This window comes from Embleya sp. NPDC127516 (genome assembly GCF_044765325.1).
Lineage (GTDB): Bacteria > Actinomycetota > Actinomycetes > Streptomycetales > Streptomycetaceae > Embleya.
Genome location: NZ_JBIWJT010000005.1, coordinates 329,077 through 341,972, shown reverse-complemented (window position 1 = coordinate 341,972; position 12,896 = coordinate 329,077). Strand labels below are relative to the sequence as shown.

Below are 12,896 nucleotides of genomic sequence, written 5' to 3'. Positions count from 1 at the left end.
GGGCCTCGGGTGGGCGTGACGGGTCGGTGGGCCTTCTTCAGGCCGCCGGTACGCCCAGGTCGGCGAGGGCGGATCTGGCGGCTCGGCAGCCGGAGGCCAGGGCGCCCTGGATGGAACTGGAGTCGCGGTGGTCGCCGCAGACGTACAGGCCGCCGATCATGCGGACCGGGCGGCGGAAGTTGTGGCCGGGCTCGACCACCGGGACGGCGCGCGGGATATGACAGGTGGTCAGGTGCGCCCACTCGGTGGTGGGCGTGTCGTACACGACGGCCAGCCGTTCGCGGACCCGTAGTTCGAGTTTGGTCGGCTCCGAGCCGTCGTGGCCCAGCACGGTGGTGGCGATCAGGGCGCGCCGGTCGGGCGCGTACGTGGGCGCGACCTGGCTGACCACCGCGGTGTGCGTGAACGGGCTGCGGGGGTCGGCCTCCACGAGCAGTGACGCGTCGGGCCGGGGAGCGGCGCGCGCCACGTGGTACAGCGTGGTCACCGGGTGGAACTCGGGCATCCGCAGGCCCGGCAGCAGGGCCACCGCCGTGGTCGGGTCGGTGGCCACGACCACCGCGCCGGCGCGGATCTCGCCCGCCACGTCGGTCAGTACGCGGTCGGCCGAGACGGACAACACCCGCACGCCGTAGCGCACCGCGCCGGCGGGCAGGCCGACCGCGAGTTGCCGGGGTACGGCGGCCATGCCGCGCGCGGGCAGTGCCACCCGGCCGCGCAGGAACGAGCGCAGCGTCAATTCGGCGAACCGGCTCGACGTGCCCAGCGCGGGATCGTGCAACAGCGCGGTCAGCAGCGGGCGCAGCGTACGGCGGGTCAGGTCCGGCGGCAGCGCGCGCATCGTCTGGGCGTCGACGGTGGCCGTCTCGGGAGCGCTCATCACCCGGGCGACCGGAGAGGACGCGGTCCGGGCCAGTAACGCGGCGAGTCGGGCGCGGTCGGTGCCGTTGCCGTTGCGCAGACCGCCGAGCGCGTCCCGGACCCGGCGGACGTCGCCGACCCGATGGGTGCGGCCGTCCTCGTGGAGCAGCACGCCGGGCTGGAACGCGCGCAACCCCAGTGCGGGGACGTCCAGTTGCCGGCCCACCTGAGGCCACGAGGTGGTCAGCGACTGGAAGCCGTGATCGACCCGGAAGCCGTCCACGAGGTCGGTGCGCACCCGCCCACCGGGTCGGTCGGCGGCCTCCAGGACCGTCACCGCAACCCCCGCCGCGGCGATGGTCCGTGCCGCGCTCAAGCCGGCCAGGCCGGCTCCCACCACGATCACCTCGGTTCGACGCACGTCGACCACGGTCGTCCTCCCGTCCCCCTGCCCACGGCCGCAGGCGCCGCGGAGTCGGTTTCATCGCCTACTGGTCATACCCAGCGAAATGCCGAAAGACCGTTGCGGTACACGGGAGTTGGTGTGGTTCGGCAGGTGTGCGACCCGCCGACCCGGTGTGCCCGTTACCGACCGGCGATCGCATCCGCCCGGCCGACGCCGCGTCCTACGGCCCGGGGCAGCGGCCGGGCGGGGGTCGCCGTCGGTCTCGTCAGCGGTTCAGGGCCGCGGCGATCGCGGTGTCGATGGTGGGGTGTCGGAAGGTGAAGCCGGAGTCGAGCAGGGTCTTGGGGAGCACACGTTGGCCGGTGAGGATCTCGTCGGCGAAGTCGCCGAGGACGGCGCGCAGGGCGAAGGGGGGTACCGCGAAGACGGTGGGGCGGTGCAGGGCCCGGCCCATCGCCCTGGTCGCCTCCGCGTTGGTGACCGGGTGCGGCGCGGTCAGGTTGACCGGGCCGGCGAGGTCGGCGCGGTCCAGGACGTGGCGGATCGCGGCGACCTCGTCGACCAGTGAGATGAAGCTCCAGTACTGCCGGCCCGAGCCGAGCCGGCCGCCCAGACCCGCCTTGAACAGCGGGAACATCCGGCCCCACGCACCGCCGGATCGGGAGACCACCAGGCCGGTCCGCAGATGGGCGACCCGGATGCCCGCCTCCAGGGCCGGTGCGGTGGCGGCCTCCCACTCGGTGCACAGGTCGGCGAGGAAGCCGCTGCCGGGCGGGGACGATTCGTCCACCTCGCGATCGCCGGTGTCGCCGTAATAGCCCATCGCGGAACCGGCCAGGAGCACGTGCGGGGCGGGCTCGAGGGCGGCCAGCGCGCGCGAGACGGCCTCGGTGCCCAGGACCCGGCTGTCGCGGAGTTCGCGCTTGTAGGCGGCCGTCCAGCGCTTGTCCCCGATGCCCGCGCCGGCCAGGTGCACTGCCGCGTCCACCGGACCGAGCGAGGCGGTGTCCACGGTGCCCGCATGCGGGTCCCAGCGCACCTCGTCCGGCCTGCCGGGAGGCCGGCGGACCAGCCGGACCACGTCGTGGCCGTCGGCGGTCAGCGAGCGGACGAGAGCGGAACCCACGAGGCCGGACGAACCGGTGACGGCGATGCGCATGGGAACATCCTTGCCCACCGGACCCCGGACATGCCGAAGGCGGCCCGGACGCGCTGTCCGGACCGCCCTCGGGACGTGCCTGCCGCGGCGGTGCGTCCGCACCGCCGCGGCGTGTCCTACAGGCCGAGGTCGCCCTCGAAGGCGCCTTCCTCCAGGCGGGTCTTCACCGTCTGCAGGAAGCGGGCCGCGTCCGCGCCGTCCACCAGACGGTGGTCGTAGGACAGGGCCAGGTACACCATCGAGCGGACCGCGATGACCTCGCCGAGCGTCGGGTCGTTGACCACGACCGGGCGCTTGACGACCGCGCCCGTGCCGAGCATCGCGACCTGCGGCTGCGGGAAGATCGGCGTGTCGAACAGCGCGCCGCGCGAACCGGTGTTGGTCAGCGTGAACGTACCGCCGGCCAGCTCGTCCGGGCTCACCTTGTTGGTGCGGGTGCGCTCGGCCAGGTCGGAGATCTTGCGCGAGAGGCCCGCGATGTTCAGGTCACCCGCGTTGTGGATGACCGGGACCATCAGGCCGCGGTCGGTGTCCACCGCGATCACCAGGTGCTCGGCGTCGTGGTAGGTGACCGTGCCCGCGTTCAGGTCCATCGACGCGTTCAGGACCGGGTGGACCTTGAGCGCCTCGACGGCCGCCTTGGCGAAGAACGGCATGAACGACAGCTTGACGCCCTCACGCGCCGCGAAGTCGTTCTTGGCCCGGTCGCGCAGGCGGGCGATGTTGGTGACGTCCACCTCCACGACCGTGGTGAGCTGGGCCGAGGTCTGCAGCGACTCGACCATGCGCTTGGCGATCACCGTGCGCATGCGCGAGAGCTTCTCGGTCCGACCGCGCAGCGGCGACGGCTCGATCGCAGCCGGGGCCTTGGCGGCGGGCGCGGCCGAGGCGGCGGCCGGAGCCGATGCCGCGGCGGCGGCCTGGGCCGCCTGCTGCTTGCGGGCCGTCTCCAGGACGTCCTGCTTGCGGATCCGACCACCGATGCCGGTGCCCGCGATCGAGCCCAGGTCCACGTTGTGCTCGGCGGCCAGCTTGCGCACCAGCGGCGTGACGTACGCGCCGTCGGCCTCGGCGGGCGGGGTGAGCTGCGCGGCCGGAGCCGGTGCGGCGGCGGCCGGAGCCGGAGCGGGCGCCGGAGCCGGCTTGGGCGCGGGCGCCTGGGCCGGAGCGGCGGGCGCCGGAGCGGGAGCCGGTGCGGCGGCGGCCGGAGCCGGAGCCTGCTGGGCCGGAGCCTGCTGGGCCGGAGCCTGCTGGGCCGGTGCGGGCGCCGCCGGAGCGGGCGCCGCGGCCGGCGCGGAACCGGGCGCGCCGATGACGGCCAGCTCGGCGCCGACCTCCACCGTCTCGTCCTCGGCGACGCTGATCTTCAGCAGCACGCCGCCGATCGGCGCGGGGATCTCGGTGTCGACCTTGTCGGTCGAGACCTCCAGGAGCGGCTCGTCGGCCTCGACCGTGTCACCCTCCTGCTTGAGCCAGCGGGTGATGGTGCCCTCCTGCACGCTCTCGCCGAGCGCGGGCAGCAGCACCGGAGTGCCCTGCACGTCGCCGGCGGGTGCGGCCGGAGCCGCGGCCGGGGCGGGCTCCTGCGCGGCGGGCGCGGCCTCGGCGGGCGCGGCCGGAGCCGCCTCCTCCTGCGCCGGCGCGGCGGCCGAAGCCGCCTCCTCCTGCGCCGGCGTGGCGGCCGGAGCCGGCGCCGCGGCACCGGTGCCGTCGTCGATCACGGCCAGCTCGGCGCCGACGTCGACCGTGTCGTCTTCCTGGGCCTTGATGGACACCAGAATGCCGGCGGCGGGGGAGGGGATCTCGGTGTCGACCTTGTCGGTCGAGACCTCGAGCAGGGGCTCGTCCAGCTCGACGCGCTCACCCTCCTGCTTGAGCCAGCGGGTGATGGTGCCCTCCTGCACGCTCTCGCCGAGCGCGGGCAGTGTTACGGAGACCGGCATGGGTCAATGACTCCTTCTCAACGCTTCAAGGCGTGTGTCTTGGATGACGGGGCGCGATTGCGGGCGCGTCGTCAGTCGTGGACGTGCAGGGGCTTGCCCGCCAACGCGAGGTGGGCCTCGCCAAGCGCCTCGGACTGCGTCGGGTGCGGGTGGATGAGCTGGGCGACCTCGGCCGGCAGGGCCTCCCAGTTGTAGATCAGCTGGGCTTCCGAGGTCAGTTCGCCCATGCGGGCGCCGACCATGTGGATGCCGACGACCGGGCCGTCCTTGACCGAGACGACCTTGACCTGGCCGGTCGTCTTGAGGATCTGGCTCTTGCCGTTGCCGCCGAGGCTGTAGCTGATCGTGGCGAGCTTGTCCGAGCCGTAGCGCTTGACCGCCTGCGCCTCGGTGAGGCCGACCGAGGCCACCTCCGGGTCGCAGTAGGTCACGCGCGGCACGCCCGCGTAGTCGATCGGCACCGGGTTCAGTCCGGCGATCCGCTCGGCGACCAGAATGCCCTCGCCGAAACCGACGTGGGCGAGCTGAAGGGTGGGGATGAGGTCGCCCACGGCGGAGATGGTCGGCACGTTGGTGGCGCAGTACTCGTCCACCAGGACGTAACCGCGATCCATCGCGACGCCGGCCTCCTCGTAGCCCAGGCCCGCCGAGACCGGGCCGCGACCGACGGCGACGAGCAGCAGCTCGGCCTCGATCTGCTTGCCGTTCTCCAGCGAGACCCGCACGCCCGCGTCGGTGTACTCGACACCGGCGAAGCGCGCGCCGAGCTCGAACTTGATGCCGCGACGGCGGAAGGCGCGCTCCAGGAGCTTGCTGCTCGCCTCGTCCTCCAGCGCCACCAGGTGCGGCAGCGCCTCGACGATGGTTACGTCCACACCGAAGGACTTCCAGGCGCTGGCGAACTCGACGCCGATCACACCGCCGCCCAGCACCACCGCGGACTGCGGGACCCGGTCGAGCACGAGCGCGTGGTCGCTGTTGATCACGCGGTTGCCGTCGATCTCCAGGCCCGGCAGCGACTTGGGCACCGAGCCGGTCGCGAGTACCACGTGTCGACCCTCGTAGCGCTGCCCGTTCACCTCGACCGCGGTCGGCGACACGAGCTTGCCTGCGCCCTCGACGACGGTGATGTTGCGGCTCTTGATCAGTCCGGTCAGGCCCTTGAACAGGCGCGAGATGACGCCGTCCTTGTAAGCGTGCACGGCTGCGATGTCGATGCCGTCGAACGTCGACTTGACGCCGAACTGCTCGCTCTCACGAGTCTGGTCCGCGACCTCGCCCGCGTGCAGCAGGGCCTTGGTCGGGATGCAGCCGTTGTGCAGACACGTGCCGCCGAGCTTGCCCTTTTCGATGAGGACGACCCGCATACCGAGTTCGGCCGCGCGAAGGGCGCACGCATAGCCGCCGCTCCCGCCTCCGAGAATGACTACATCGAAAACGGCTCCGGCGTCGTTCGCCACGTCACGTCCTCCTGTGATTGCGATGCCCACCCGCGCGGGACGCGGCGGGGAGCACCCCCTTCTTGTGGAAGGTCTCAAGTGCCGGTACAACATCCTCCCACTTGTCGGGAGCGGCCGAGCACTCCGCCCCGGTGTTGCCTGTCCCACAAGGGCGGGGCGGAAATGGCGGACCGGGGGCACAACGTGTCGTCGTGACTCGTTGTTCCGACACGAACGCGACCGCCGACCCCGGACGGACGCGGATGACATGCGCGTACGACAGGAAGGAAATCCCCGTGGGGTTGTTCCGACGCAAACGCGGTGCCGGCGCGGACGCGCCCGACCGCAGGCAGGCCGCTGCCGCGGCCGCGCACCTGAGCGAGTTCGCGCGCAGCCGCAAGGGAGTCGAGGCGTACATCGAGCCGGTGACCACCCTGAGCGGAACGACGGTGGTGTTCATCGCCGACACCGGGGAGTGGACCCGACGCCGGGTCGTCGACCCCGGCGCCGCGCGCACGCTCGCGCGCAAGCTCGGCATCCCGGTCTACGAGGCGGCGCTGGTGGGCTACCCGAAGCGGATGCGCGAGTGGACCCGCCGGCAGTCCGGCGAGGGATCCTGAGCGATCCGGGTCCGAGCGATCCGGGTCCGAGCGATCCGGGTCCACCCGGATCGGGTTCGGCCGGGGCGCCTGCGTGCCCCGGCCGAACCGGTCGAACCGGTCGAACCGGGATCGAGTCGGATCGAGTCGGATCGAACCCACCGGACCGCACCGGTCCCGGTGAGCGCGGAATCAGATCCGGTTGTCCGCGACGTCCTGCGCGACCTGGAGCAGCGAGCGCACCGCGACACCGGTGCCGCCCTTGGGCCGGTAGCCGGCGGCCTCGCCCTCGTGGAACGCGGGACCCGCGATGTCCAGGTGCGCCCAACTGACGCCCTCGGCCACGAACTCCTGGAGGAAGAGACCGGCCACCAGGCCGCCACCCATCCGCGAGCCCATGTTCTTGATGTCGGCGATCGGCGAGTCCATCGACTTGCGCAGCTCGGTCGGCAGCGGCATCGGCCAGGCCGGCTCGCCCGCGCGCGTCGCGGCGTCGTGCACGGCGCCGCGGAACGTGTCGTCGTTCGACATGATCCCGTACATGTCGTTGCCCAGCGCGACCATCATCGCGCCGGTCAGCGTCGCCACGTCGATCAGCATCTGCGGCGACTCCTCGCACGCGCGCGTGATCGCGTCGGCGAGCACCAGCCGGCCCTCGGCGTCGGTGTTGAGCACCTCGACCGTGCGACCGCCGTACATGCGCAGCACGTCGCCGGGACGGGTCGCGGTGCCGGAAGGCATGTTCTCGGCCAGCGCGAGCCAGCCGGTCACGTTGACCTCCAGGCCCAGCCGCGCCACCGCCGCGACCGCGCCCAGTACGGCCGCCGCGCCGCCCATGTCCATCTTCATCGTCTCGTTGGCGCCGGCCGGCTTGAGCGAGATGCCGCCCGAGTCGTAGGTGATGCCCTTGCCCACCAGCGCGATGGTGCGCTTGGCCTTGGGGTGCGTGTAGCCCAGGCGGACCAGGCGCGGCTTGCTCGCCGAGCCCTGGCCCACGCCCAGGATGCCGCCGAAGCCGCCCTTGGCGAGCGCCTTGTCGTCGAGCACCTCGACCTTGAAGCCGGCGTTCTTGCCGGTGTCCACCGCGATCGCGGCGAAGTCCTTCGGGTTGAGGTCGTTCGGCGGGGTGTTCACCAGGTCACGGGCCTGGTTGACGCTCTGCGCGGTGATCGCGGCGCGCTCGACGGCGGCCTTGGCGGCCTTGTCCCGGCCCTTGATGCCGAGCAGCACGACGTCCTTGACCGCGTCCTTGCGGCCCTCGCGGGACTTCTCCCGGTAGGTCTCGAACGAGTAGGCGCCGAGCAGCACGCCCTCCCCGAACGCACCGATCGCCTCCGCACCGGCGAGCGGCAGGGCGACGCCAGCCTTCTTGACACCGGCGAGCGCCCGGGCGACGTTGCCGCCGGCGCGGCGCAGCGTGTCGTGGGTGAAGCCGTCGGCGGGCTGCTCGCCCAAACCGACCACGAGTACCAGTGGGGCCTTGGCCGCGCCGAAGGTCGGCACGCGGTGTAGTTCGCCCTCGGCGCCGGTGGCGTCGAGCGCGGACAGGGTGTCGGTGAGCCGGCCGTCGAACGCCGCGGCGACGCTTTCGGCGCCTGCGGCGAGGACGGCACCGTCCTCACCCTTGACGGTGCCGATCACGAGCACGTCGGCGCGCAGGGAAAGGGCCGCGGTGGAGCCGATACTCAGTGTGGTCACGAGGATCCTGTCTCTCATCTCTCGGGGGTGCTGAGTGCCCGCACGATCGGTGGGGCACCGACGCGGCGATCCTTGCTCGGGATGCCTCGTCGAGCGGTGACGAGCCGTATGGAAGATACGTTCGCCTTCAGCATTTCACGCCTTCCCGGCAAACATCTCAGCCAGTGGACACGACCACCAGGACGACGCACCCGCACACCTCCACGACGGCGCCCAGGACATCGCCGGTGATCCCGCCGAATCGGCGGGTGGTGTGCCGCAACAGCAGTGCGCAGGCGGCGAGTCCGGCGGCCGCGGCGCCGAACGCGCGCAGCGCTTCGATCGGGCCCTGGAGCACGCCGTACAACCCGGCCGCGCCGAGCAGGACCAGCGACCACACGACGAGCACCCCGCGCCCGACCGTGCCCGCGACCATCGCGCCGAGCCCCTCCGGCCGCGCGGACGGTACGCCGGGGCCGCACGCGATGGACAGCGCCACGCGGCCGGTCACCGCGGCCAGCACCAGAGCGGCCGCGGCCGGCCCGGGGCCGTCGTGCTGGAGGCGGACCAGCGCGCCGGTCTCGAGGAGCACCAGGAACAGCAGGCTCAGCACCCCGAAGGGGCCGATGTCGGACGCCTTCATGATCCGCAGCGCGTCCGGCGCGGGCTTGGCCGAGCCGAGGCCGTCGGCGGTGTCGGCCAAGCCGTCCAGATGCAGGCCGCGGGTGAGCAGCGCCAGGGTGCCGACCGCGAGCGCCGCCGCGGTGAGCGCGCCGGTGCCCGCCCGTTCGGCCAGCGCGAGCACCCCGGCGGCGAGGCCGCCCAGGACCAGGCCGACCAGCGGCGCGCACGCCATCGCGCGGCCCGCCACCGGGCGATCCACCCGCTCCACCCGGACCGGGATCACCGACAACATGCCGAACGCCAGGCGCAGTCCGGCCGAGGTGGTGCCCGGGCTCACGGGGTGGGGTGCACCCGGGCCACCAGGTCGACCGCCGCGCGCAGCACCGGCAGCGCGAGCAGCGCGCCGACCGCCTCGCCGCCGCGCACCCGGTAGTCCAGCACCGGTTCCAGCGCGAGCCGGTCCAGCGCCTTGACGTGGCCCGGCTCCGGCGTGACGTGGCCGGCCAGCCACCAGTCCGGGGAGCGGTACGAGATCCGCTGGGCGACCAGCGCGGACGCGGCGGTGGCCACGTCGTCCAGCAGCACCGGGGTGCGCCGGATCGAGCACTGGAGCAGGAATCCGGTCATCGCCGCGAAGTCGGCCCCGCCGGACACGCCGAGCAGCCGCATCGGGTCGCCCAGCACCGGCCGCGCCCGACGCAGCGCGTCGCGGATCGTGGCGCACTTGCGGATCCAGGTCGCGTCGTCGATGCCGGAGCCGCGACCGATCACGGCCGCGGCGTCCATGCCGGTCAGCGCGCCGATCAGGACCGCCGCCGGGGTGGACGCGGCGGCGCCCAACGAGCCGAGCAGCAGCAGGTCGGCGCCCGAGTCGATCTCCGTGTCGGCGGTGGCCATGCCGACCGCGAACGCGCGCTCGACCTCGCCGGGGGCGAGTGCGTCGGCGGTGTCCACCGGCGCGGACGCGCGGCGGATCCGATCCCGCGAGACCTGCTCGGGGAACGCGTCGGGCTCGGCGTCGACGGCGATGTCGACGATCTTGATCGGCGCGTCCAGACCGGCCGCGAACGTGGCCGCGGTCGAGGTGCCCGCCAGCGTGGCCCGGACCTGGCGCGCGGTCCAGCCGGGGCGGCGGACCGACACGTCGTGGGCGGCGACGCCGTGGTCGGCGGCGAAGAGCACGACCCGGGGGGCGCCGATCGGCGCGGTGGTCTTGCCGCCTCGGACCGAGGCGAACCAGATCGCGAGGTCTTCTAGTCGGCCGTAGGCGTTCGGCGCGCCCGCGACGGCGAGGAGGTGTTCGCGCACGCGGGCGCGGGCGTCGTCGTCGGGGCGCTCCACCCGGGCGGCCAGGGAGTCGAGGTCGATGCTCACCAGGTCAGGGTAGTTGTGCGGGCCCGGGCCCGTGGCGCGGGCGGCCCGGTTGCCTCGACCGGTCAGGACGCCGCGTGCTTCGCGCGGCGCGGGAGGCTGCGCAGAGTGAGGACCTGGCCGGCCACGACGAGCAGGACCTCGTCGGATTCGCCGGCGACGACGGCGTTGAGTCGGCCCAGTTCGTCCCGGAAGCGGCGTCCGGCGGGGGTCGGTGGGACCACGCCGCTGCCGACCTCGTTGCTGACGCCGACCACCGGGACGCGGCACGCGCGCCACGCGGCGGCCAGCGCGCCGACCTCGGCGCGTACCGCCTCGCGCGCGCCCGCCGCCCATCGGGCGTCGTCCCACGCGTCGTGCGCGTCCATCACCGCGGTCAACCACAGCGACAGGCAGTCCACCAGGAGCGGCTGCCGGGCCTGGGCGAGCAGCCGGGTCAGCTCGACCGTCTCGGCGGTGCGCCAGCTGTCCGGGCGTCGTTCGCGGTGCAGGGCGACCCGTTCGGCCCATTCGGCGTCACCCTCTCGGGTGCCGCCGGTGGCCACGTAGAGTACGTCCGGGCAGGCCGCCAGGCGCCGTTCGGCCTCGGCCGACTTGCCCGAGCGGGCGCCGCCCAGGACCAGCGTGCGATGCGGGCGCGGGGTGGGCGAGGGGTCCGCGCCGACCCGGACGAGACCGCCGTCCGGCACCGCGCGAGCCCCCCACGCGGCGAGCCGGCGGTGCAACTCCTCGCCGGGCGGCGACTCGTGCGACAGGTGCACCGCGAGCACGTCGGTGTCCTCGGTGACCGCGCCGTCGCGGCGCAGCGTGGCCAGCCGCTCCGGCCACGAGACCACGTCCAGGAGCACCACGTCGTAGTGCCCGCCCTCGCGCGTCCAGGCCCGGATGGCCTCCGCCTCGGGCGGCAGCGTCGAGGGCGGCGCGTACAGCAGTCGCGTCCCGTCCGCGCCGGTCACCTCGTACGCGACCCGCCCGGGGGTGCCGCCGGGAAGTACGCGTATTCGGTGCTCGTCCAGCTCGAAGGCGTCCCCCTCGGCCACCTGCCGCCAGTGCGGTCCGTCCGCCGACGGCGCGGGCAGCCAGGGCGGCGGCCCGGACGGCGCGGCCACCTCGGCCAGCCCGGCGGCGGGCAACCAGGCCAGTGGCGCGGACTCGGCCGGCCCGCTCAACAGCAGGCGGCGCACCCCGGTGAGCGGGTGTCCGGCGCGGGCGGCCGCGTGCGCGGGCTCGGGGCCGCAGTCCAGCAGCAGCGTGCCGTCCAGCAGCACGCACGCCGGTCCGCGCACCACGGGACCGGTGCACCCCAGACACGAGGCACAGGTGCAGAACGGCTGGGGCCAGCCCTTGGGACCGGCCGTGCCGAGCAGCGTCAGCTCCATGGGTGTCGTCGTGCTCCTGGCTATGAGGTGGTCGGGCTTGATCTACTGTGCAGGTCTTTTGACGGTCCGAGATCCCGAGGTGAGGAGCCCGACATGTCGTGGGTGTGGCGGTATGAGGACGCGGACGGTGCCCCGGTCGAGGGACCGCAGGCGGAGGACTTCACCAACCAGTCGGACGCGGAGAGCTGGCTCGGCGAGACCTGGAAGGACCTGCTCGAGGCGGGCATCGAACAGGTGAGCCTGCTCGAGGACGACGCCGTCGTGTACGAGCACATGAGCCTGCGCGCCGCCGAGGGCTGAGCAGGCGCGCTCGAACGGATCGGGGGCGCGGCCGACGCCGCGCCCCCGATCGTCTCGAGCGGGTGCTACGGACGCGTCGCCGGGCTCACGGTGAGCGCCGGGTCGCGGCTGACCACCGGGTCCAGGATCACGTCGATCTTGGTCAGCAGACCCTCGTCCAGCGTGACGCCGGCCGCCTTGACGTTCTCGTGCACCTGCTCCGGCCGGGACGCGCCGATGATCGCGGCGGACACGTTCGGGTTCTGCAGCACCCACGCGACGGCGAGCTGGGCGAGCGACAGGCCCGCCTCGTCGGCCAGCGGGCGCAGCTGCTGCACCCGGGTGAGCACGTCGTCGGTGAGCATCCGGGAGACGAAGTCCTGGCCGCCCTTGTCGTCGGTGGCGCGCGACCCGGCCGGCGGCGGCTGCCCGGGCAGGTACTTGCCGGTGAGCACGCCCTGGGCGATCGGCGACCAGACGATCTGCCCGAGCCCGAGCTCCTCGGAGGTCGGCACCACCTCGGCCTCGATCACCCGCCACAACATCGAGTACTGCGGCTGGTTCGAGATCAGCGGCACGCGCAGCTCACGGGCGAGTTCGGCACCCGCGCGGATCTGCTCGGCGTTCCACTCGGAGACGCCGATGTACAGCGCCTTGCCGGCCCGGACCACGTCCGCGAAGGCCAGCATCGTCTCTTCCAGCGGCGTCTCGTGGTCGAACCGGTGCGCCTGGTACAGGTCGACGTAGTCGATGCCCAGCCGGGACAGCGAACCGTCGATCGACTCCAGGATGTGCTTGCGCGACAGACCCCGGTCGTTGCGACCGGGGCCGGTGGGCCAGTAGACCTTGGTGAAGATCTCCAGGCCCTCGCGGCGCTCACCCTTGAGCGCGCGACCCAGCACCGATTCCGCACGCGTCTCCGCGTACACGTCGGCGGTGTCGAACGTGGTGATCCCGCAGTCGAGCGCGGCCCGCACACACGCGAGCGCGGCGTCCTCTTCCACCTGGGAGCCGTGGGTGAGCCAGTTGCCGTACGCGATCTCGCTGATGACGAGGCCGCTGCGGCCGAGGTGTCGGAAGTCCATGCGAACACCCTATGTCGGACACCGACGCGACGATCGGCCGCACCACCGCCCCCACCGGCCACAGGTGTCCGGGG

At 73.3% G+C, this 12,896-nt stretch carries 11 protein-coding genes; 2 read left to right on the top strand and 9 right to left on the bottom strand.

What is annotated here, in order from left to right; genetic code table 11:
• Positions 1-37 precede the first annotated feature (37 nt).
• The 4 genes from ACIRL2_RS12210 to lpdA form a co-directional block, all read right to left on the bottom strand.
• Complete coding sequence (locus tag ACIRL2_RS12210; RefSeq protein WP_395862261.1) at positions 38-1,282, bottom strand: NAD(P)/FAD-dependent oxidoreductase; 1,245 nt, start codon at positions 1,280-1,282, stop codon at positions 38-40.
• A 250-nt stretch (positions 1,283-1,532) separates the two neighbouring features.
• Positions 1,533-2,426, bottom strand: coding sequence for a TIGR01777 family oxidoreductase (locus tag ACIRL2_RS12205; RefSeq protein ID WP_402231835.1), 894 nt, complete (start codon positions 2,424-2,426; stop codon positions 1,533-1,535).
• Positions 2,427-2,542: 116 nt separating this feature from the next.
• The gene (gene sucB, locus ACIRL2_RS12200; protein WP_402231833.1) at positions 2,543-4,369 is read right to left on the bottom strand and encodes a 2-oxoglutarate dehydrogenase, E2 component, dihydrolipoamide succinyltransferase; all 1,827 of its coding nucleotides are present in this window, start codon (positions 4,367-4,369) and stop codon (positions 2,543-2,545) included.
• A gap of 71 nt (positions 4,370-4,440) precedes the next feature.
• Entirely contained in the window at positions 4,441-5,829 is a 1,389-nt protein-coding gene (gene lpdA / locus ACIRL2_RS12195) for a dihydrolipoyl dehydrogenase (RefSeq protein ID WP_402231831.1), read from the bottom strand.
• A gap of 275 nt (positions 5,830-6,104) precedes the next feature.
• Between lpdA and ACIRL2_RS12190 the strand changes: the two genes are divergently transcribed.
• Positions 6,105-6,428 carry a hypothetical protein gene (locus ACIRL2_RS12190; protein WP_395862269.1) on the top strand — a complete coding sequence of 108 codons (324 nt, stop codon included), beginning with the start codon at positions 6,105-6,107 and terminating at the stop codon, positions 6,426-6,428.
• Between the two features lie 171 nt (positions 6,429-6,599).
• On the opposite strand, the gene ACIRL2_RS12185 is transcribed toward ACIRL2_RS12190, so the two are convergent.
• The 4 genes from ACIRL2_RS12185 to ACIRL2_RS12170 all read right to left on the bottom strand — a co-directional run bounded on the left by ACIRL2_RS12185 (position 6,600) and on the right by ACIRL2_RS12170 (position 11,458).
• Positions 6,600-8,105, bottom strand: a complete 1,506-nt coding sequence (locus ACIRL2_RS12185; protein ID WP_395862271.1) for a leucyl aminopeptidase — start codon at positions 8,103-8,105, stop codon at positions 6,600-6,602.
• 157 nt (positions 8,106-8,262) lie between these two features.
• Positions 8,263-9,045, bottom strand: a complete 783-nt coding sequence (locus tag ACIRL2_RS12180) for an adenosylcobinamide-GDP ribazoletransferase (RefSeq protein WP_402231829.1) — start codon at positions 9,043-9,045, stop codon at positions 8,263-8,265.
• On the bottom strand, positions 9,042-10,082 hold the full coding sequence (locus tag ACIRL2_RS12175) for a nicotinate-nucleotide--dimethylbenzimidazole phosphoribosyltransferase (protein WP_402231827.1): 1,041 nt from the start codon (positions 10,080-10,082) through the stop codon (positions 9,042-9,044). The genes ACIRL2_RS12180 and ACIRL2_RS12175 overlap by 4 nt, the downstream gene beginning before the upstream one ends.
• Before the next feature lie 62 nt (positions 10,083-10,144).
• Positions 10,145-11,458, bottom strand: coding sequence for a bifunctional adenosylcobinamide kinase/adenosylcobinamide-phosphate guanylyltransferase (locus ACIRL2_RS12170; RefSeq protein ID WP_402231825.1), 1,314 nt, complete (start codon positions 11,456-11,458; stop codon positions 10,145-10,147).
• Between the two features lie 93 nt (positions 11,459-11,551).
• Here ACIRL2_RS12170 and ACIRL2_RS12165 point away from each other — a divergent pair, with 93 nt between their 5' ends.
• A complete protein-coding gene (locus tag ACIRL2_RS12165; RefSeq protein ID WP_395862278.1) occupies positions 11,552-11,758 on the top strand; it encodes a hypothetical protein in 207 nt (68 codons plus the stop codon).
• Positions 11,759-11,823: 65 nt separating this feature from the next.
• On the opposite strand, the gene ACIRL2_RS12160 is transcribed toward ACIRL2_RS12165, so the two are convergent.
• The gene (locus ACIRL2_RS12160; RefSeq protein WP_402231822.1) at positions 11,824-12,822 is read right to left on the bottom strand and encodes an aldo/keto reductase family protein; all 999 of its coding nucleotides are present in this window, start codon (positions 12,820-12,822) and stop codon (positions 11,824-11,826) included.
• Between the last annotated feature and the right edge of the window lie 74 nt (positions 12,823-12,896).